Here is a 19701-nt window from a genome sequence, read left to right as displayed (position 1 = left end):
CGGGCGGCGGCGGCGACCTTGGCCGCCATTTCCTGCGGGCTGACCAGATTCTTGTCGTTCAGATGGCCGCATTTCTTGGGAAGATTCTGGTCTTCGATCTGCACGGCGGCAGCGCCCGCCTCTTCAAAGCTGCGCACCATGTCGATCACATTCAGCACACCGCCAAAGCCGGTATCGCCATCCGCCAGAATGGGCAGGCCCGACGCGCGGTAAATCTGGCGGATGAAGAAACAGACGTCATCCTTGGACAAAACCCCCAGATCAGGCATCCCCATCGAGGCCGACATCGCCGCCCCCGACAGATAGACCGCCTCGAACCCGGCAGCCTTGGCCTGCAAGGCCGCCATACCGTTATGCGCCCCCGGCAATTGCAGGATCTCGGCGCGCGCTAGATAATCGCGAAAGACATCGCCGGGACGTTTGCGCTGTGTTGAACCGGGGTCGATGAGATAGGTCAATGTCAGGCTCCTGCCACTGCGCCAACGGGCTGCCCCTTGGCCGCCTGCACGCTAGCATAATCGGTCACGCCGCGCACCACGTCCAGAATATCGCCCGTATTGGCCGGCACCGCGTCGCCGCGCCAGGCCACATGCCCGTCGGGGCGCACAAGGGCCAGATCGGCCCCGTAAAGTGCGCGCACATTGTCTTCGTCGGAAATATCGACGACTTGCAGCGGCACACCCCTATCCTGGGCGGCAGATTCAAACAGGTTGGTTTTCGCATCCGTCGGCGCCAGTTTCAGCAGAACAAAGCCGCGACCGAACAGATCAAGCGTGGAACGCCCGTCCTTCATCCAGACATGCGGCGCGCGGTGGCCGGGCCGCCCGGTCTGGACATAGTTCGAAACCTCGTCCGGCGGGGCCACGCTGCCATCTTTCCAGATTACGGGGGAATCGTAATAGGTGAACCCCAGATGGATACCGATTGAATACCATTCGCGCCTCATGATCTCGGTATACCAGTCACCGTATTCCTTGCGGGCCTTGTCGCCTTCTGGGCCGGGGTGAAAGGCTGCCTCGGGCGGGCCTTTCTTGCGGGTTTCCAGCATACGCTCCAGGTTGCCGCCGGCCTCGGTCACGGCGCGCACCGCAACGGGCTGACGTTCAATCGAATAGGATTGCAGCAACACATCGCCGCCCCAGCCTTTGTGGACCGCCTCCAGCTTCCAGGCCAGATCAACCGCATCAGCGATACCGGTATTCATCCCGAAACCACCGGTGGGCGATGTCAGGTGACAGGAATCGCCAGCCAGGAACACCCGCTTGGTCGAATAGGTATCGGCCACCAACTGCCGCCGCACCCAGGGCATGATCGATTCAATCTCGAACTCGAACGGCTTGCCCATTGCGCGGATGATCAGGGCGTTGATCTCGTCTTCGCTGAACTTGCGCTTTTCCGCGCCGCCCACCACCGACATCCGCCACCGATCCGCCCCGTCGATCGCCACGATCGTCAGCCAGGTGCCTTCCCGACCGATAAAGATGAACCGATAGGCCTTGCCCTTGTCATGCAGCGACGGCAGATCCTTGCAGCGGAAAATGACATTGGTCGTATAGGTCAGAACCGGCTTGCCTTCCATGCGGATACCAGACTGTTCACGCACCGAACTGGACCCGCCATCGGTGCCCACAAGGTAATCCGCAGTCACTGTTTCAATTTCGCCCGTTTCAAGATTTTTCAGCTTGGCGACAACCTTGTCATCATGTTCTTCAAAGCTGACGAATTCAGTCCGATAACTGATTTCTGCCTGCGGGAATTTCGATACAAACCGCTGCAGGATCGGATCGAACATGTCTTGCGGGCAACGTTCGCGTTTTTGCGGGCTTTGCTGCGGAATCGGCTCTTCGGCCTTCGACACCATCGGCTCGCGCCCGAATTCATATCCAGTCAGCGACTCGACCCAGACGTTATCCTGCGGATAGTCGCGCGGATAAGGGGAATATTCCACATCTTTGGCAATGCCCCAGCGGCGGCAGAATTCCATGGTTCGGATCCCGACCATATCCATCTTGGGCTGATAGATTGACCCATCCGATTGTTCGACCAACCGGCAGTTCACCCCCCGCCAGCCCAGATCCCCGGCCAATGAAAGGCCCACCGGCCCCGCGCCAACGATCAAAACCGGTACATGTTTGCTGTTCATGTGATCCGCATCCCGCATTACCCACAGATATTCCGGCCAACCCGAACCGGGCCGCCATAGCCCCGAACATGCAAGATCACGCGGGCAAATGTCCAAGATGAAAACCAAGCCTTGTTAGACGCAATCAATATCCTGACCGCACCGAAATCAGGCTTGTATATATCGTTGCCAGTTGTCAGCGCAGGCGCAGGGGCGTAAATGCGATGCATGACCGATCAGAATGATAATGACGCCGTCTTTACAGCGCTCGGCTCGGAATCGCGGTTGCCGATCTATGCGGTGCAGCCCAAGATCGAACTGCGTCAGCTTCGCTATTTCCTGGCCGTCGCCGAAGAGCTGAACTTTACCCGCGCGGCCGAAAGGATCGGCATTGCCCAGCCACCGCTAAGTCAGCAGATCATTTCGCTGGAACATCAGCTGAAAGCCAAGCTGTTTCACCGTTCACGCCGACAGGTGACGCTGACCCGCGAAGGGGCTGCCTTCGAGGTATACGCCCGCCGGATCATCAACACGACCCTGGCCGCGTCGGAAATGGTGCAGGCCATCGCCAATGGTGAAAACGGGCCACTTGCCATCGGCGCGATCTTTTCGTCGATCTATTCGCTGATCCCCTATCTGTTGCCGCAATTCACCGCCGATTTTCCCGGGGTGCGCCTGCATATTCAGGAAATGACGATTTCGCAGCAGATCCAGGCCCTGCATGAAGGGCGCATCGACATCGGCATTCTGCGCGGCCCCATTGCATCGCCCGAATTCGAAACCAAACGCCTGTTCGAGGAACCCTTTGTCGCCGTTGTGCCCATGGCCAGCCCGCTGGCCGCTTTGGAACGGATATCCTTGAAACAGGTGGCCGTTGAAAAACTGATCCGCGTGTTTCCCTCGGCCAACCGCGACTATAGCCGGCTGATGTTCGGCGCCCTCGAAGAAAAGGGCTTTCGCATGAATATCGTGCACGAAGCATCCGATACGCATACCCTGCTGGGCCTGGTATCGGCGGGAATGGGCATGTCGCTTGTCCCCGCCTCGTTGCAACATATTCAGGTCAGGCGGGTGAAATACATTCCCATTATCGAGGAAACGCCGAAAACCGCCCTGACCCTGGCCTGGAACCGCGACGCTGAATCGCCTGTCATCGCCAATTTCCTGCAAACCGCCGACGCCATGCTGGCCAACAGCGATCCGGGCCTTTTATACGACCTGGGCCACTAGGCCAGCCTTTATGGCATGAACGATCCGCCATTGGCGTCGATGACCGCGCCGGTGATGAACGATGCTTTGGGCGACGCCAGAAACTGCACAGCCGCCGCGATCTCTTCGGGACGGCCGTAACGTCCGACAGGAATGGTTTTGGCAATTGCCTCGCGTACGGATTGCAGCGATGTCGTCAGGGCCGTCTCGACGGGGCCAGGGGCCACGAAATTGGCGGTGATGCCTTCGGCGGCCCCCTCGACCGCCATCACGCGGGTCAGCCCCAGCAACCCCGCCTTTGACGCCGAATAATGTGCAGCGGCAATCGGCGAAATCGTGCGGCCTGCACGCGATCCGATATTGATCACCCGGCCAAAGCCCCGCCCGGACATGAAGGGCAATGCCTCGCGGAACAACACGAAGGGTGCCTTCAGGTTGACCGCCATGACCGTATCCCATTCATCCGTCGGCGTATTATGGATCATGGCCTTGGCGCCATCGCGCTTGGGGTGGATGCCCGCGCAGTTCACCAGAATGTCGATCCGGCCCAGCCGGCGACCGACATCGGCGATCAGCGCCTTGATCGCGTCCTCGGACGCGATGTCGATGACATGTGCCTCTATGTTCTCGGCGCCCAGATCAGCCACCTTTGCGGCGGCATTCGGGTTCGCATCGACGACGACGATATAGCACCCGTCCTCGATCAGCGCCCTTGCGCTGGCCTTGCCGATATCACCGGCACCGCCCGTGATGATGGCCACATGTCTTTCGCTCTTTGCCATTCCTATCCCCTATTGCGTGATGCTGGCGGCGGCGCGCAGACCTGCCTGCCGCCCGAAAACGGCGGCTTTGCCCATGCCGGTGCCGCTCATGTAACCTTTGCCGTGGAAGCCGCCCACAACCTCACCCGCGGCGAAGATGTTGCCCAGGGGCTCACCCGACGCGGTGACGACCTGCAAGCTGTCATTGATCTTCAGCCCGCCATAGGTCGAAAACAACGAGGCCGTGCAGGGAATGATATAGAAGGGCGCGGTATCGATACGCACCGGAACGCCATACCCTTTGCCAAGGGTGACACGGCCGAAATCTTCGTCTTTACCGCTGTCAACAAAGGCGTTATAGCGCGCCACGGTATCTTCCAGCGCCGCCGCATCCAGCCCCACCAGACCCGCCAGTTCAGCGATCGTGTCTGCCTTGCGCAGGAACCCGCGCTTCAGCGCATCCTTGTAGTTATGCGTGCGCGGCAATTCCACCGATTGATCCAGAATGGCCTGATCTATGATCTGAAACGATACCGCCTCGGGCTGCTGCAGACAGATATCGCCCAGAACCTTGTAGGAGGACGCCTCGTTCGCGAACCGTTTGGCATCAAGGTTCACGATGATCGCGCCGCGATACATCGCATGGACCAGCGGCGGCGGCCCCTGGGTTTCGATCCTGCGGTCCGGGTAATGGGCCAGAGGCACGCCATAAGTGCTGCTGACATATTCGACATCGGCAACATCGGCCCCCATGGCCATGGCCATTTCAATCCCGTCGCCGGTTGATCCCTGCCCGCCCAGACGCAACGCCGCCGATTGACCCGGCACGAATTTTTCCACCAGACCAATGGATCGCGCAAAACCGCCGGTCGCGATGATCACCGCCCTGGCCTGAACCTGATGCACGGCATCCTTCATCTGCACCTCGGCCGTCCAGCCTTCGGGCGCGGGCGAAAGCCCGGTGACAGCCGCGCCGGTGAAACGCGCCACCCCCGCCTTGTCGGCAGCGGCTTCCAATACGTCGAAAATCTGACGCGGCAGGGCCGAATGGCTGCGCGGGCGCGACATGTTCGAGCTCAGCTCGACCGCGGAAAAATTCACGCCGACCGCGCGAAGCCAGTCATAGGTTTCCAGCTGATGATCCAGATAGACCTCTACAATCGCAGGGTCGTTCTTGTGCCCGCCGACATCCAGCAAATCGGCGCGCAGCACATCCACACTGTCCTCCACGCCCTGATCGCGCTGCATGTCGGTTCCGGCAAAGGCAAAGGTCGCCCCGCTGAGCAGAGAACTGCCGCCAATCGCATCGCATTTTTCAAGCATGGTCACCCTGGCCCCTGCCTGCGCAGCCGCGATGGACGCGCTGAAGCCGGCCATGCCGCCACCGATCACCAGAATATCTATTTGCTTTGCGATCATGCTCACCCCGGCATTATTATCAGGAAGGAACGGCGACACGGCCACCGCAGACGGAAATACATTGCCCTGTCACATAGGCCGACAGATCGCTGGTCAGAAACTCAACGACACCGGCGCAATCCTCGGGTTTGCCGAAACGGCGCAGCGGAATTCCCTCGATCTCGGCGGGGTTCTGTATGCCGCGCGCCTTCGCCGTGGCCAGAATACGCGCCGTGGAAATCGAACCGGGCGACAGGCAATTGACCCGGATACCATATTGCCCGACCTCGACCGCCAGATAGCGGGTGTATTGGATGACCGCCGCCTTGGCGACACCATAGGCCGAAATGATGCCGTTGCGATTGGCCGGCAGCAATGCGGCCATGGACGCCGTGTTGACGATGGCCCCGCCACCGGATGCCTTCATCAAAGGCACCGCCGCCTGACAGCACAAAATGGTAGAGCGCAGATTCACATCAAAAATCCTGTCGTAGTCTTCCTGCGGAAACTGTGACGCCAGGCTTCGTTCGACCGGCGTAATTGCCCCGCCGGCATTGTTCACCAGAATGTCCACGCGGCCCATATGCGCCTGAATCTGCGCGAAGGCATCGCGCACGGCGGCCTCTTGCGTCAGGTCAGCCTCGACACCAAGGCTGCGCCGCCCCAGCTTTTCGATTTCCAGCGGCACGGTCGCCGCGGTCAGCTCTTCGCCGAATTCATTGGCCCCCGACAGGTTGATGTCGATCACTGCGACATCGGCCCCCAGTTGCGCCAGCCGCAGTGCATAGGCACGGCCCAGCCCCCTGGCCGCGCCAGTTACAACCGCGACCTTTCCCGCAAAGGACATGTCTTTTCCCTTCAATCCAGTACCTGTATCAAACCAATGCGACCGGCGTGACCGGCGACCCGACGCATCCCGGCAACCGCAGCGGCGGCGCCGTCAGCAGGAACGAACTGCGGTCATGGTCGCGCAGCCACGTGGCCAGTTCCGACATGAACCACAATTCGCCCAGGTGAATGCCCAGCTTGAACAGGCAATGTTCATGCAGCGGCATCATGGCGTGCTTGTGGTCGCCACAGGATTTCGTGCTTAACGCCTCTACCCCCAGGTTATCGGCGCAGATTGCCACGATGCCGGATTTCGTGATCCAGTCCAGCAGCTTGGGGTCGCGCCCGTCCAGCACCGCGCATTTGCCACCGGTGCCCGGCGGCGGGTTGCGGTCATAGGTCAACAGCAGATCGGCAAAACCAGTGTAAATACACAGGAAATCGCCCTCTTTCACCTCGACCTTCTGCTCGTCCATCAACCGCATCAGCAGGTCATAGCCGACGCCGACCTGTTCCTGCCCGCAATGGGTCGCCAGATCGACCAGCACGCCACGCCCCTGCAACCCGTTGACGGCCAGCACATCAACCGCGCCTTTATGTGCAAAGACGCTGCCATCGGGATTGGGGCCAACCACATCGGTGCCCGCACCCCAACCGTTGTAATAAACCGCTTCCGGCTTGCCATTCCCATGGATATCGAAAACCGATCCCATATGGCCAAGACCATCCCATTGCGTGGAATACTGGGTATAGATCGTCACCGCCTCATCCGCGACGATGTCGGTGAAGGCCGGGTCGATATTTTCAAACCGGAAGTTATAGCTTCGCTCGCCCGTCACACGTGTCGGGGCCATGATCTGGGGCGGCTTGCGGCTGCCCACCAGTTCTGATCCGCCCGGGTAATCCAGCGGCAGGCTGAGACAAAAACTGATGCCATGCTCGACCGTGCGCGCGGCTTCCAGGCGGCGTTCAGGCGTCAACAGATTCATACGACCGATCAGGTCGTCATCCCCGAAATCACCCCAGTTCGACCCTTCGGGCCGATGCGTCCAACGTCTCATCCTGTCCCCCCTATGTTTCGCGCCCGGCAATCACGACAACGGCACGTCCACTTCTTCGGTGATCACCATATGCATCACAGCATAATCAATGACCTTGCGGCTGCTTTCGCGGCGCTTGTCACTCAACCAGCCGGACCCCAGCATATCCTTGTGCAAATCTTCCATGCTGGCGAAATGCAGCTCTACCACCAGATCGGCATTCAGAATATTGCCACGGTTTTCCAGGCCCCATCCGGTGGACTTGCCATCCTGGATCACGAAATTGCCGACATATTTCTTTAGGTTGGGCAGAACGGATTTCACCAGCGGCGCGTGGACTTCCTTCCAGTATCTTTCGAATTCGGCCTGCGGCACGTCGGCGTGCTTCTTGATAAAGCTGATATGTTTGATCAAAGCCCGGTCTCCCTAACATCTGGACAGTGCGATCCGGCTTTCACCGCCCGCAAATCGGTTCGCGGATCGTGCCCCGGATACCCCCCCTTGCGCCAATATCTACTTGCTTGGCTCTGAGAGGAATCCGATATGCCCCCGCCAGATTTATCCTGTCTGGTTTCAGACTGAGTTTATATTCTGAAACACCGCCGGTTTGCGTATATCTGGATCACGAAAACCGGGCCTCGGGCACAGAAACCGACAGCCCAGAACCGGAGGATACCATGACAGATCAACCCCGCATCGCGCTGGTGACAGGTGCCGCCAGCGGCATTGGCAAGGCCATCGCTGAACGACTGGCACAGGACGGTCATCATGTCATCGCCCTGGATCGCAGCGACACCGTGATGCAGGTCGCACAGGCCATTCGCGATACTGGAAAACTGGCCGACGGCATGATCGCCGATCTGGCGCATGAAAGCCAGATCCTGAAATTGATGCAGGATGTATCCGACCGTTACGGCCGGCTGGATATTCTGGTGAACAATGCAGGTGTCGCGCCCAAGCGCGATGGCGACCGTGTGCCCACCGCCGAAATCCCGACTGATCAATGGAACATGGCCCTTGCGATCAACCTGACCGCCCCGTTCATGCTGTGCCGGTCCGCCATTCCGATGATGACCAACCAGGGTTGGGGCCGGATCATCAATATCTCGTCGCGGGCGGGCCGCACCTATCTGCGCACCGCGGGGGCGCATTATGCAGCCACCAAGGCTGCCCTGATCGGCATGTCGCGGGTTCTGGCCGGCGAATTGGGGAAATCCGGCATCACCGTCAACTGCGTGGCCCCGGGGCGCATCGTCACTCCGCTGTCTGAACAGGGGTCACCGGAACTTCTTGCATCGCTGAAGGCCGAAATTCCCATCGGCCGCGCAGGCGAAACCCGGGAAATCGCCGCGGCCGTATCCTTCCTTGCCTCTGACGACGCGGCGTTCATCACCGGTTCGGTCATGGATGTGAATGGCGGCGCCCTGATGGCGTAAGGTCAGTGGCCCCGGCTGGCCAGTCCCGCCAGGATATCCGCCACGCCCTGCGGGTTATCCAGCATCAGGTCATGACCGCCTCCGATGGAATGCACAGCCCAGCCTGACGCCTTTGCCAGATCCAGCATCTTGTCCAGCCCGGGCGACGGATAATCGGCCGCCCGAATATAGGTCGGCCGATCCATGCCGTCGCGCACGCCGGTCGGTCCGCAGGGTTGCAGGAAACTGTTGACGGGCTGGGGCGTGCACTGCTGGTTGACCCATGCCATGTCTGCCGCGTTCACATTGAAATGGGTGGCGGGAATCGGTGGCAGACCAAATTCACCCCGCGCGGCAAAGCCGCGATACTGTTCGCTCAGCGCAGGTGACATCAGATCGACCAGACATTGCCCCTGTTGGGGGATCAGCGCATCCAGAAAGACCAGATCGGCGATCTGCCCCGCTGCCTGCTCTGCCACGCCGGTGATGACCATTCCGCCATAGGAATGCCCCACCAGAACAACCTCGCTCAGACCCTCCCAGCGCAGCAGATTCGCCACATCTGTGATATGGGTCGACAGATTCACATCGCCGGACAAAAGATGCGACCGCTCTGCCAACCCGGTCAGGCTGGGCGCGAACACCCGGTGCCCCCTCACCCGCAAAAGATCCTCGACCCGCCGCCAGCACCACCCCCCGTGCCAGCCACCGTGAACCAGAACAATATCCAAGAAACTTTCCCCCCGATGCATGTTGCAATGATATCAACGACGACGACGCAATGTCGTCTTCCCTCACACATACCTGTTTGATATATCAATTTAAACTTAGCGGAGGAGCATCATGGATATCAAGGGCAAGGTCGCGGTGGTGACCGGCGGCGCAAGCGGCATCGGGCTGGCCATCGCCCGGCGGCTGGCACAGGGCGGCGCGAAACTGGTTCTGGCCGATATCGACCGCGAAACACTGAACAGCGCCGCCGCCGAACTGGCCGGGGCCGATGTTCTGGGCGTGGTACTGGATGTCACCGATCGCGCCGCCTGGGCGCAGGCTTGTTCCGATATCCGCGACCACTTTGGCCATGCCGACCTGATGTTCAACAATGCGGGCATTTCATTCCGCCGCGCGCCCATCGGCACATTGGCGCCCGAAATCTGGGATCAGGTGATCGGCATCAACCTGACCGGTGTTTTCAACGGCGCGCATTTCTTTCTGTCGGAACTTCTGCCCCAGGGCGCGCCCGGCCACATCGTCAACACCGCGTCGATCTGCGGCGTGATCTCGACCCCCACACTGGGCCCCTATACCGCATCGAAATTCGGCGTGGTCGGCCTGTCGGAACTGATGCGGTTCGAACTGGCCGAACGGGGCGTGGGCGTGTCGGTGCTGTGCCCCGGCTTTGTCGATACCCCGATCGCGGCCAATTCCGAAAAGCGCACGCCGGCCAAAGGCACTGATGAAGAACGCGCGCGAATGAAGGAAATGCTGAAAACGTCGATGGACCCCGACCATGTGGGCGCCTTGGTCGTGGACGCGGTGCAGCGCAACCTGCCCTATATCTTTACCCATCCCGAATATGCGCGTGTCTATGGCATCCGCAACGATGCCATCATGGCGGCCTTTGCTGCGGCACCCGACCATGACCGCCATGATGATATCACCAAACTTGGCCAATCCTGGCTGACACAGGAGGAATTGAAATGAATCGCTTTGAAAACAAGGTGATCCTCATAACTGGCGGTGCCCGTGGGCAGGGCGCCGAGGAAGCGCGCCAACTGGTGGCCGAGGGCGCCCGCGTATTTATCACCGATGTGTTGGTCGATGACGGCGAAAAACTGGCGGCCACGCTTGGCCCGCAAGCCACCTTTATCCGGCATGACGTGACCAGCGAAGCCGATTGGGAAGCCGTGGCAGACAAGGTGCGCGCCGCAGGCGGGATGGACGGGCTGGTGAACAATGCCGGTATCTATGACCCCCGCCCGATCGCCGAAACGACGACAGAATCATTCCGCAAACATATGGAGGTCAACCAGCTTGGCTGTTTTCTGGGGATGAAGATCGCCCCCGAAATGGTCGGCAAGGCTGGTGGATCAATCGTCAATATCTCGTCGGTGGCGGGCCTGAAAGGTGTAAGGGCCATTGCCTATGTCGGCACAAAATGGGCACTGCGCGGCATGACAAAAACGGCGGCGCTGGAATTCGGCAGCCTCGGGATCCGGGTAAACTCCGTGCATCCGGGCCTGATTGATACGGAAATGTTGAATGTCATGGAACGCGAGGCGCTGAAGGCCCGCACGGATGCCCTGCCGATCGCACGCGCTGGCACGTCCGATGATGTTGCCCGGCTGGTGTTGTTCCTTCTGTCGGATGACAGCAGCTATATCACCGGCTCGGAATTCACCGTCGATGGCGGGATCATGGCCGGAAGCTGAACAGCCGGACCGGTCAAAACATGCGGGGCGCCGATTTGGCGCCCCTGTTCATTTTGCAATACTGCGGATCAGCGCCGGTTTCTTCCGAACCATCGGCCCAGCCGCCCGCGCGCGGCATTTGTGCGATCATCCACCATATCCCAGGCCTCGTCAGCGTCTTCCAGCAGCGGATCAATCGCGCGCTCGCGGAACTGTGCCCAAAGCCGCCACAGGAACAACAGCAACAGGGCCAGCAGCGTCAGAACGATGATATTGGTCCAGGGGATGATACTGACATCGGGGCCGGCCACGGGCCGCACCCCCACCGCATTGGCATAGATCGACAGGAACGGTATGCGCCATCCGTAATGCGTGACCACCACCCATTTCGGTGCATCAGCGGTCGATTTCAGATCTTCGGATTCGGTTTGCAGGTTCGACGTGTCGAACTTGAAATAGGGGGGCCAGATCCAGCCTGTATCCTCGTTGCGATAGACCATCGGCTTGCCATTGGGCTTGACCGTCTGGATGAATTGCACATCGCGGTTGGTCAGGGCCCCGGTCTGGCTGTCAGGACTTGACCAGAATATCCGTGTCCAGTCGTTCAGGTCAACGCGTTCCTGATAGGTATTCACGATGCGTACGATATCATGTTGCGGCAGCGTATAGTGCAGGAACCCGACCACGATCAGCACGATCAGGGCCAATACGATCCGTTTGAACCACCTGAAGAAACGCATCAAACCCTCACATGAAATTAACGACATATATAACGATCAGAACGGCCAGCGCCGGAATGACAATTACGCCCCAGATCAGCCGCTTGCGCAACGAGTGTTCGTAGTCGCGCATCCCGTCTTCGATATAGGCATCCCTGTCGCCGACCTGAACCTCGGCATCCCATTGTTTTTCAAGTTTTTCCCGCCGTGTCGACCTCGAATACCAGGATACGACCAGATAGGCCACGCCCAGAATCAGGGCACCGAAGACGATAAACTGCAAAAATCCCATCCGGCACCCCCGGCAAACAACCTTTTTTCGGGCGCCACCCGCGGACCCTGCCACGATCAAACAGCGCGGCGGGCGGTATTGTCCATATGTATTCGCCCGCAGATCGCGGATTGCCCGCCCCGGCAGCCGCGGCTAGTCTTTGGGCATGACAGGGACACCCGATCATCGGCTTATGACCGCGATAGCAGCCCGGCGCGATGATCTGATCGCGCTGACACAAGATCTGATCCGCATTCCCACCCTGAACCCGCCAGGGCGCAACTATCGCGAAATCTGCGAGTATCTGGCCGCACGGCTGGAGAAATCCGGTTTTGCCGTCGAACTGGTGCGGGCACAGGGTGCATTGGCCGACAGTGACAAATATCCGCGCTGGAACATCGTCGCACGCCACACCGGCACACGCGCGGGCGACTGCGTTCATTTCAACAGCCATCACGATGTGGTCGAGGTCGGCCATGGCTGGACGATGGACCCGTTTGGCGGCACCGTGAAGGACGGCCGAATATACGGGCGCGGCGCCTGCGACATGAAAGGCGGGCTGGCCACATCCATCATCGCCGCCGAAGCCTTTATTGAAACCTTCCCCGATCATGCAGGCGCAATCGAGATTTCGGCCACCGCGGATGAAGAATCCGGCGGCTTTGGCGGTGTGGCCTATCTGGCCGAACAAGGCTGGTTCAACCCCGATCGCGTGCAGCATGTCATCATCCCCGAACCCCTGAACAAGGATCGCATCTGTCTGGGCCATCGTGGCGTCTGGTGGGCCGAGATCGAAACCAGGGGCCGTATCGCCCACGGATCGATGCCTTTCCTTGGTGATTGCGCCATCCGGCATATGGGCGCGGTTCTGGATGAAATGGAACAGACGCTGTTCCCCCTGCTGGCGGGCAAACACACCGCCATGCCTGTCGTGCCCGATGGCGCGCGACAGTCGACGCTGAACATCAACGATATCCATGGGGGCGCGCGCGAACCCGAAGACGGCTATACCGGCCTGCCCACACCCTGCGTGCCCGACCGTTGCCGCATCACCATTGACCGGCGTTTTCTGATCGAAGAAGATATCGGCGACGTCAAACACGAGGTCACGGCGATGCTGGAGCGCGTGAAATCCCGCCGCCCGACATTTCAATATGAAATCCGTGATCTGTTCGAGGTCCAGCCGACCATGACCGATACCGGCGCTCCCGTCGTGCGAACCATGGCGCAGGCCATCGAAAAGGTTCTGTCACGTCAGGCGGAATTCGTGGTATCCCCTGGAACCTATGACCAGAAACATATCGACCGTATCGGCAAACTGAAGAACTGTATCGCCTATGGTCCGGGCATTCTGGATCTCGCGCATCAGCCGGATGAATGGGTCGGGATTGATGACATGACCGACAGCGCGCTGGTCATGGCCTCGGCCCTGGCGGAATTGCTGAAATGAAAATGCTCGCCCTGCGTGAAGCACAATGACAGGAAGGGAATATTGCATGTTCACCCGTTTCAGACTGGCCCTGGCTGCCCTTGTGCTGTCGGCCTCGGCGGCGCTGGCCGCCCAGGACAGCATCACTATCGGCATGCAACTGGAACCCCCCAATCTTGACCCGACCGCCGGTGCCGCCGGCGCAATTGACCAGGTGGTTTATTCCAATATATTCGAGGGCCTAACCCGCTTTGCCCCCGATGGGGCCGTCATTCCCGGACTGGCCCGCAGCTGGGATATCAGCGATGACGGCTTGACCTATACCTTTCATCTGGCCAGCGGCGTGACCTTTCATGACGGCACCACGATGGATGCCGAAGACGTGAAGTTTTCGCTGGATCGCGCCCGCTCTGCCGACAGCGCCAATGCACAAAAGGCGCTGTTTGCCGGAATCGCCGATGTGGCCGTGGTTGATCCGCTGACCGTCGCGGTTACCCTGTCCGCCCCCGATGGCAGCTTTGCCTTCAAGATGGCCTGGGGCGATGCCGTGATCGTTGCCCCCGAAAGCATCAATACTGCGGCAACCAATCCTGTCGGCACGGGCGCGTTCAAATTCAGCGGCTGGACACCGGGCGACCGCATCGTAATCGAACGCAACGATGCCTATTGGGGCGACAAACCGGCGCTGGCCAAGGCCACCTTCCGATTCATATCCGACCCTAACGCCGCCTTTGCCGCCCTGATGTCAGGTGATCTGGATGCGTTCCCGAATTTCCCGGCGGTCGAAACCCTTGACCAGTTCCGCGCCGATCCCCGCTTCGGGGTGATCATGGGGTCGACCGAGGGTGAAACCATTCTGGCGATGAATAATAAATCGGAACCCCTGAACGATGTTCGCGTTCGCGCCGCTATCGCCCATGCAATCAACCGGCAAGATATCATCGACGGCGCCATGTTCGGCCTTGGCACCCCGATCGGCACCCATTTCGCGCCACATAACCCTGACTATGTCGACCTGACCGGCATATCTGCCTATGATCCGGAACTGTCGAAAACCCTGCTGACGGCGGCCGGGGTCGGCGATCTGAAACTCAGGCTGGCACTACCCCCGCCCGTCTATGCCCGCCGCGGCGGCGAGATCATCGCAGCGCAATTACGCGCTGTCGGGATCGAAACCGAGATCACCAATGTCGAATGGTCGCAATGGCTGGAAACCGTATTCAAGGGCCAGGATTTCGATCTGACGATCATCAGCCATACCGAACCTATGGATATCGGCATCTATGCCCGTCCCGATTACTATTTCCAATATGACGACATGGGGTTTCAGGCGTTGATGAAACAGCTGGAAATCACCAGCGACCCGGTCGCCCGGTCCGGCCTGCTCAAGACGGCGCAGGGAAAGATCGCGATGGATTACGTTAATGCCTATCTGTTCCAGCTTGCCAATCCGACCGTTGCCAACGCCAAGATCAAGGGGTTGTGGGCCAACGCTCCCACGCAGGCCATCGACTTGACCGGTGTTCACTGGACCGAATAGACAGCCGGCCCGGATAGCGGGGGTGCCGTTCCGTGGCACCCCTTGGCAAAGCCACTGGCGCGGCGCGGGCTGCGCCACTAACCTGCCCCCATGATCCGCTATGCCGCCACCCGTCTGATTTCCCTGTCGCTCAGCCTGATTGCGGCCAGCGTCGTCATTTTCGCGGTGATCGAGGTTATTCCCGGCGATCCGGCGGCCTTCATGCTGGGGCTGAATGCCCAGCCCGATACGGTGGCCGCGCTGCGTGATCAACTGGGCCTGAATGGCAGCGTCCCGGCGCGCTATGTCGCCTGGGTCGGCGGGATGCTGACAGGCGATTTCGGCACATCCTATACCTATCGGATGCCGGTATCAGACCTGATCGCCCAACGCATGGTCGTCTCGGCTCCGCTGGCCGCGATGGCACTGGGCCTGTCGGTGATCATCGCGTTTCCCGTGGGGCTGATCGCGGCAGCGCGGCGCGGAAAAGCCAGCGATTACAGCATAATGGGCTTGACCCAGCTGGGCATTGCGGTGCCGAATTTCTGGTTCGCGATGCTGCTGGTTCTGGCTTTCGCGGTCAAGCTGCACTGGTTTCCGGCGGGCGGCTTTCCGGGCTGGCAGGCCGGTATCTGGCCCGCAACAAAATCGCTGATCCTGCCCGCGATCGCACTCGCCCTGCCGCAGGCGTCAATTCTTGCGCGGGTCATGCGATCGGCGCTGATCGAGACATTGAACCAGGATTATATCCGCACCGCCCGCGCAAAGGGCCTGTCGCGCCGCCAGGCCATAACCGGGCACGCGCTGCGCAACGCGCTGATCCCGGTGCTGACGATCATCGGGTTGCAGTTTTCGTTTCTGCTGGCCGGCGCGATCATCATCGAAAACGTCTTTTACCTGCCCGGCCTTGGGCGGCTGATCTTCCAGGCGATCACCCAGCGCGACCTGATCGTGGTGGAAAGCGTTGTGATGATCATGGTTTTCGCCGTTATCCTTGTCACTTTCATCGTCGATATGGCCTATGCCGCCGCCGACCCCAGACTGCGGCACAGACGATGAGATGGCCCATTCAACTGATCCTTGGCACCGCGCTGACATCGCTGTTTGCGCTGGCGGTGCTGGTGTCATTCGTCTGGGTGCCGCATGATGTGACCGCCCTGAACATTGCGGCGCGGCTGCGCCCGCCTTCGGCGCTGTATCCGCTTGGCACCGATCATTTCGGGCGCGATCTGTTGTCGATGCTGATGGTGGGCGCGCGCACATCCATTGCCGTGGCGCTGGTCGCGGTGGGGATCGGCATTGTGGCCGGGGTGCCGCTGGGGCTGTGGGCGGCCGCGCGGCATGGGGGCTGGGTGGATGAGGTGATCATGCGCGGCAATGATCTGATCTTTGCCTTTCCGTCACTGGTGATTGCGATCCTGATCACGGCGGTTTTCGGCCCCTCGGCGCTAAATGCGATTCTGGCCATCGGCATTTTCAACATCCCCGTCTTTGCCCGTGTAACGCGCGGCGGGGCGCTGTCGATCTGGACGCTGGATTACATTCTGGCGGCCCGTGTGGCAGGGAAAAAAGCGTTTCGGATCAGTGTCGAACATATCCTGCCCAATATCGCCAACCTGTTGGTTGTGCAGGGCACGATCCAGTTCAGCCTTGGCATTCTGGCCGAGGCCGGCCTGTCCTATGTCGGGCTGGGCGCGCAGCCCCCTACCCCCAGCTGGGGCAGGATGCTGGCCGATGCGCAGACCCTGATCTATAGCGCGCCGCGCCTGGCGATCCTGCCGGGGCTGGCCATCGTTGTGATGGTGCTGGGGCTGAACCTGATGGGGGACGGGCTGCGCGATGTGCTGGACCCGCGCAGCAGACGGGGGCGGACATGATTTCGGTGCGGGGCCTGTCGGTCACGATCCACGGCGCGCCGATCCTGCGCGATCTGTCCTTCCATATGGCGGCGGGCCGGGTGTTCGCGCTGGTGGGCGAAAGCGGATCGGGCAAGTCGATGACCGCGCTGGCGCTGATGGGGCTGTTACCCGGGGGCGGTTTGGCCACAGGGCGGGCATTGCTTGGCGGTACGAACCTGTTACAGATGCCCGAGCGCGAATTATGCACCATACGCGGCAATCGCATCAGCATGGTGTTTCAGGAACCGATGACCGCGTTGAACCCGGTTCAAACCATCGGCGATCAGGTGGCCGAAACGCTGGTGATCCACGGCCAGGCCAGCCGGTTTGACGCCCTGCGCATCGCCCGCCAAAAGCTGGACCGCGTCGGCCTGCCGACCGCGCAATTTCCGCTGAACCGCTATCCGCATCAGCTGTCGGGCGGGCAACGGCAGCGCGTATGTATCGCGATGGCGATTGCGTTGCGCCCGGAATTGCTGATTGCCGATGAACCCACCACGGCGTTGGATGTGACAACCCAGGCGCAGATTCTGGATCTGTTGCGCGGGCTGGTCGATGAAGACGGTATGGGGCTGATGCTGATCACCCATGATCTGGCAGTGGTGGCGGGCATTGCCGATGATCTGGCCGTGATGCAGCAAGGCCAGATCGTCGAACATGGCCCGACCGAGGACGTATTTCGCCAGATGCGCCATCCTTATACACGGCAGCTTTTCACCGCATCGCGCTATCGGCCAGAACCTGGGGTGGCCCCGCCCGATACACCGCTGTTACAGGTGCGCGGCGTCGTGCGCGACTATGCCCGCACGCAAGGCCTGTTTCGGCGCGCAGCACCGTTTCGGGCGGTGGACGGTGTCAGTTTCGACATCCGGCGCGGCGAAAGCCTGGGGCTGGTGGGGGAAAGTGGCTGTGGCAAATCCACCCTGACGCGGGCCATTCTGGGGCTGGATCCGGTGCAGGGCGGCGAAATCCGACTGGACGGCGAGACCATCCATGCCGGGCAGGCCATGCCCGCCCATATGCGGCGCAAGATGCAGGTGGTATTCCAGGACCCCTATGGCAGTTTCAACCCGCGCCACCGGGTGCGGCGGCTGATATCGGAACCCTTTCATCTGGCGGGCCGCCCCGATGATCCGCGGGGCGCGGTTGATCGCGCGCTGGCGGCCGTCGGGCTGACGCCCGCCGATGCCGACAAATACATCCATGAATTTTCGGGGGGCCAGCGCCAGCGCATCGCCATCGCCCGCGCCCTTATCACCCGCCCCAAACTGGTGGTGCTGGACGAGGCGGTATCGGCACTGGATGTGCGGGTGCGCGCGCAGATACTGGACCTGCTGGCCGCATTGCGGGCCGAGTTCGGTCTGTCCTATCTGTTCATCAGCCATGACATGAATGTGGTGCGCAACATCACCGACCGGGTTCTGGTGATGAAAGCGGGGGAAATTGTGGAAGACGGCGCGACCGCGGCTGTTTTCGCCGCCCCCCGCCATCCCTATACTGCACAGCTGATCGCAGCCACGCCGGTGATCCCCGATGGCTGGCAGGCCGCGCGGCAGGACGGGTGATATATCGTCACCCGTCGTGGGCATAGGCGGGGGTGGAATGAGTATTTGGACCAAGGTGATGGGGAAAGTGACATGAAACCGGGACCGCGCAACCTGATTACCGATGTGCCGGGGCTGCGCGTTGGCAATGTCGAAGACCACAGGATCAAGACCGGGGTCACGGTCTTGTTGGGCGATGCGCCGTTTGTGGCGGGGGTGCATGTGATGGGCGGCGCGCCAGGCACACGCGAAACCGATCTGCTGGCGCCTGACAAGACCGTGCAACAGGTGGATGCGCTGGTGCTGTCGGGCGGGTCGGCCTTCGGGCTGGATGCGGCCTCGGGGGTGGCGGATGCGCTGCGGGCGATGGGGCGCGGGTTTGTCGTGGGCGATCAGGCGGTGCCGATCGTGCCGGGCGCAATCCTGTTCGATCTGCTGAACGGGGGCGCCAAGGGTTGGGACGACAACCCCTACAAGGCGCTGGGGCGCGCGGCGCTGGATTGTGCGGCGGCTGAATTCGCCCTGGGATCGGCCGGCGCGGGTGCCGGGGCCATGACCGTGAACCTGAAGGGGGGGCTGGGGTCGGCCTCGGTGGTGCTGGGTAATGGCGTGACGGTCGGGGCATTGGTGGCGGTCAATGCGCTGGGGGCGGTCACGATGGGGGATGGGCCGGAATTCTGGGCCGCACCGTTCGAGATGGGCGATGAGTTTGGCGGGCGGGGTGCCGGGCAATTCGATCCGCGCGCGCCGTTACGCCACAAGGGCCAGCCGGGCGGTGCCACCACCATTGCGATCGTGGCCACAGATGCGGCCCTGACGCAGGCGCAGGCCCAGCGGATGGCCGTGGCCGCCCATGACGGCATGGCGCGCGCGATTGTGCCCAGCCACACCCCGATGGATGGCGATCTGGTCTTTGCGGCAGCCACGGGCGCGCGGGCCTTGGCCGACCCGGTTTTCGATACGCTGGAGATCGGTCATGCCGCCGCCTGTTGTCTGGCGCGGGCGATTGCGCGGGGCGTGTATCTGGCCAGCCCCGCCACGGGCGATCTGCTGCCATGCTGGCAAGCCCGGTTCGGGTAATCGCCGGCAATCTTCATGATCGCGACACCAGAGTGTTACGTCACGGTTACGCAAGCG

The 19701-nt window shown here is 61.1% G+C and carries 20 protein-coding genes; 10 read left to right on the top strand and 10 right to left on the bottom strand.

Annotation, left to right across the window (positions count from 1 at the left end):
* Together ACTCHC_RS09760 and ACTCHC_RS09755 are read right to left on the bottom strand one after the other, a co-directional pair.
* Positions 1-458: isocitrate lyase/phosphoenolpyruvate mutase family protein (locus ACTCHC_RS09760; protein ID WP_463022297.1), on the bottom strand; the 458-nt coding region annotated here is incomplete at its 3' end.
* Positions 459-460: 2 nt separating this feature from the next.
* Positions 461-2143, bottom strand: a complete 1683-nt coding sequence (locus ACTCHC_RS09755) for an FAD-dependent oxidoreductase (protein WP_463022296.1) — start codon at positions 2141-2143, stop codon at positions 461-463.
* A gap of 207 nt (positions 2144-2350) precedes the next feature.
* On the opposite strand from ACTCHC_RS09755, the gene ACTCHC_RS09750 reads away from it, so the two are divergent.
* Positions 2351-3352 carry a LysR family transcriptional regulator gene (locus ACTCHC_RS09750; RefSeq protein WP_463022295.1) on the top strand — a complete coding sequence of 334 codons (1002 nt, stop codon included), beginning with the start codon at positions 2351-2353 and terminating at the stop codon, positions 3350-3352.
* Positions 3353-3360: 8 nt separating this feature from the next.
* Here ACTCHC_RS09750 and ACTCHC_RS09745 read toward each other — a convergent pair whose 3' ends face one another.
* Genes ACTCHC_RS09745 through ACTCHC_RS09725 form a run of 5 tightly spaced genes read right to left on the bottom strand, consistent with a single transcriptional unit; the run spans position 3361 to position 7772 of the window.
* Entirely contained in the window at positions 3361-4113 is a 753-nt protein-coding gene (locus ACTCHC_RS09745; RefSeq protein ID WP_463022294.1) for an SDR family NAD(P)-dependent oxidoreductase, read from the bottom strand.
* 9 nt (positions 4114-4122) lie between these two features.
* Complete coding sequence (locus ACTCHC_RS09740) at positions 4123-5511, bottom strand: FAD-dependent oxidoreductase (RefSeq protein ID WP_463022293.1); 1389 nt, start codon at positions 5509-5511, stop codon at positions 4123-4125.
* Positions 5512-5530: 19 nt separating this feature from the next.
* Complete coding sequence (locus tag ACTCHC_RS09735) at positions 5531-6337, bottom strand: SDR family NAD(P)-dependent oxidoreductase (protein ID WP_463022292.1); 807 nt, start codon at positions 6335-6337, stop codon at positions 5531-5533.
* Between the two features lie 28 nt (positions 6338-6365).
* Entirely contained in the window at positions 6366-7379 is a 1014-nt protein-coding gene (locus tag ACTCHC_RS09730; protein ID WP_463022291.1) for a cyclase family protein, read from the bottom strand.
* A 30-nt stretch (positions 7380-7409) separates the two neighbouring features.
* Entirely contained in the window at positions 7410-7772 is a 363-nt protein-coding gene (locus ACTCHC_RS09725; RefSeq protein ID WP_463022290.1) for an EthD domain-containing protein, read from the bottom strand.
* A gap of 263 nt (positions 7773-8035) precedes the next feature.
* On the opposite strand from ACTCHC_RS09725, the gene ACTCHC_RS09720 reads away from it, so the two are divergent.
* The gene (locus ACTCHC_RS09720) at positions 8036-8794 is read left to right on the top strand and encodes an SDR family NAD(P)-dependent oxidoreductase (RefSeq protein ID WP_463022289.1); all 759 of its coding nucleotides are present in this window, start codon (positions 8036-8038) and stop codon (positions 8792-8794) included.
* Positions 8795-8796: 2 nt separating this feature from the next.
* Here the strand turns inward: ACTCHC_RS09720 and ACTCHC_RS09715 are convergent, their stop codons facing one another.
* Positions 8797-9504: an alpha/beta fold hydrolase gene (locus ACTCHC_RS09715; RefSeq protein ID WP_463022288.1), complete on the bottom strand. Its 708-nt coding sequence runs from the start codon at positions 9502-9504 to the stop codon at positions 8797-8799.
* A 112-nt stretch (positions 9505-9616) separates the two neighbouring features.
* Between ACTCHC_RS09715 and ACTCHC_RS09710 the strand changes: the two genes are divergently transcribed.
* Both ACTCHC_RS09710 and ACTCHC_RS09705 read left to right on the top strand, forming a co-directional pair.
* On the top strand, positions 9617-10477 hold the full coding sequence (locus ACTCHC_RS09710; protein ID WP_463022287.1) for an SDR family oxidoreductase: 861 nt from the start codon (positions 9617-9619) through the stop codon (positions 10475-10477).
* Entirely contained in the window at positions 10474-11205 is a 732-nt protein-coding gene (locus ACTCHC_RS09705) for an SDR family NAD(P)-dependent oxidoreductase (RefSeq protein ID WP_463022286.1), read from the top strand. The genes ACTCHC_RS09710 and ACTCHC_RS09705 overlap by 4 nt, the downstream gene beginning before the upstream one ends.
* A gap of 68 nt (positions 11206-11273) precedes the next feature.
* Here the strand turns inward: ACTCHC_RS09705 and ACTCHC_RS09700 are convergent, their stop codons facing one another.
* Together ACTCHC_RS09700 and ACTCHC_RS09695 are read right to left on the bottom strand one after the other, a co-directional pair.
* On the bottom strand, positions 11274-11924 hold the full coding sequence (locus tag ACTCHC_RS09700) for a DUF1523 family protein (RefSeq protein ID WP_463022285.1): 651 nt from the start codon (positions 11922-11924) through the stop codon (positions 11274-11276).
* 7 nt (positions 11925-11931) lie between these two features.
* Positions 11932-12195, bottom strand: a complete 264-nt coding sequence (locus ACTCHC_RS09695) for a hypothetical protein (RefSeq protein ID WP_463022284.1) — start codon at positions 12193-12195, stop codon at positions 11932-11934.
* A 172-nt stretch (positions 12196-12367) separates the two neighbouring features.
* Between ACTCHC_RS09695 and ACTCHC_RS09690 the strand changes: the two genes are divergently transcribed.
* From ACTCHC_RS09690 to ACTCHC_RS09665, 6 genes are all read left to right on the top strand, one after another.
* Positions 12368-13624: an acetylornithine deacetylase/succinyl-diaminopimelate desuccinylase family protein gene (locus ACTCHC_RS09690; RefSeq protein ID WP_463022283.1), complete on the top strand. Its 1257-nt coding sequence runs from the start codon at positions 12368-12370 to the stop codon at positions 13622-13624.
* A gap of 46 nt (positions 13625-13670) precedes the next feature.
* Positions 13671-15143, top strand: a complete 1473-nt coding sequence (locus ACTCHC_RS09685) for an ABC transporter substrate-binding protein (RefSeq protein WP_463022282.1) — start codon at positions 13671-13673, stop codon at positions 15141-15143.
* 90 nt (positions 15144-15233) lie between these two features.
* Positions 15234-16181, top strand: coding sequence for an ABC transporter permease (locus ACTCHC_RS09680; protein WP_463022281.1), 948 nt, complete (start codon positions 15234-15236; stop codon positions 16179-16181).
* Positions 16178-16999 (top strand): ABC transporter permease, encoded by an 822-nt coding sequence (locus ACTCHC_RS09675; RefSeq protein ID WP_463022280.1) that lies wholly within the window; start codon positions 16178-16180, stop codon positions 16997-16999. The genes ACTCHC_RS09680 and ACTCHC_RS09675 overlap by 4 nt, the downstream gene beginning before the upstream one ends.
* On the top strand, positions 16996-18585 hold the full coding sequence (locus ACTCHC_RS09670; protein ID WP_463022279.1) for an ABC transporter ATP-binding protein: 1590 nt from the start codon (positions 16996-16998) through the stop codon (positions 18583-18585). Before ACTCHC_RS09675 ends, ACTCHC_RS09670 begins: the two co-directional genes overlap by 4 nt.
* Positions 18586-18657: 72 nt before the next feature.
* Positions 18658-19644: a P1 family peptidase gene (locus tag ACTCHC_RS09665; RefSeq protein ID WP_463022278.1), complete on the top strand. Its 987-nt coding sequence runs from the start codon at positions 18658-18660 to the stop codon at positions 19642-19644.
* Positions 19645-19701 lie beyond the last annotated feature (57 nt).

Source organism: Actibacterium sp. (assembly GCF_055134745.1).
This window is presented reverse-complemented; position numbering and strand designations above follow the sequence as displayed.

Excerpts from the sequence above, each read along its gene's own strand:
- ACTCHC_RS09755 (WP_463022296.1), bottom strand. The coding sequence starts at position 2,143 with ATGAACAGCAAACATGTACCGGTTTTGATCGTTGGCGCGGGGCCGGTG.
- ACTCHC_RS09750 (WP_463022295.1), top strand. The coding sequence starts at position 2,351 with ATGACCGATCAGAATGATAATGACGCCGTCTTTACAGCGCTCGGCTCG.
- ACTCHC_RS09745 (WP_463022294.1), bottom strand. The coding sequence starts at position 4,113 with ATGGCAAAGAGCGAAAGACATGTGGCCATCATCACGGGCGGTGCCGGT.
- ACTCHC_RS09740 (WP_463022293.1), bottom strand. The coding sequence starts at position 5,511 with ATGATCGCAAAGCAAATAGATATTCTGGTGATCGGTGGCGGCATGGCC.
- ACTCHC_RS09735 (WP_463022292.1), bottom strand. The coding sequence starts at position 6,337 with ATGTCCTTTGCGGGAAAGGTCGCGGTTGTAACTGGCGCGGCCAGGGGG.
- ACTCHC_RS09730 (WP_463022291.1), bottom strand. The coding sequence starts at position 7,379 with ATGAGACGTTGGACGCATCGGCCCGAAGGGTCGAACTGGGGTGATTTC.
- ACTCHC_RS09720 (WP_463022289.1), top strand. The coding sequence starts at position 8,036 with ATGACAGATCAACCCCGCATCGCGCTGGTGACAGGTGCCGCCAGCGGC.
- ACTCHC_RS09710 (WP_463022287.1), top strand. The coding sequence starts at position 9,617 with ATGGATATCAAGGGCAAGGTCGCGGTGGTGACCGGCGGCGCAAGCGGC.
- ACTCHC_RS09705 (WP_463022286.1), top strand. The coding sequence starts at position 10,474 with ATGAATCGCTTTGAAAACAAGGTGATCCTCATAACTGGCGGTGCCCGT.
- ACTCHC_RS09700 (WP_463022285.1), bottom strand. The coding sequence starts at position 11,924 with ATGCGTTTCTTCAGGTGGTTCAAACGGATCGTATTGGCCCTGATCGTG.
- ACTCHC_RS09695 (WP_463022284.1), bottom strand. The coding sequence starts at position 12,195 with ATGGGATTTTTGCAGTTTATCGTCTTCGGTGCCCTGATTCTGGGCGTG.
- ACTCHC_RS09690 (WP_463022283.1), top strand. The coding sequence starts at position 12,368 with ATGACCGCGATAGCAGCCCGGCGCGATGATCTGATCGCGCTGACACAA.
- ACTCHC_RS09685 (WP_463022282.1), top strand. The coding sequence starts at position 13,671 with ATGTTCACCCGTTTCAGACTGGCCCTGGCTGCCCTTGTGCTGTCGGCC.
- ACTCHC_RS09680 (WP_463022281.1), top strand. The coding sequence starts at position 15,234 with ATGATCCGCTATGCCGCCACCCGTCTGATTTCCCTGTCGCTCAGCCTG.
- ACTCHC_RS09675 (WP_463022280.1), top strand. The coding sequence starts at position 16,178 with ATGAGATGGCCCATTCAACTGATCCTTGGCACCGCGCTGACATCGCTG.
- ACTCHC_RS09670 (WP_463022279.1), top strand. The coding sequence starts at position 16,996 with ATGATTTCGGTGCGGGGCCTGTCGGTCACGATCCACGGCGCGCCGATC.
- ACTCHC_RS09665 (WP_463022278.1), top strand. The coding sequence starts at position 18,658 with ATGAAACCGGGACCGCGCAACCTGATTACCGATGTGCCGGGGCTGCGC.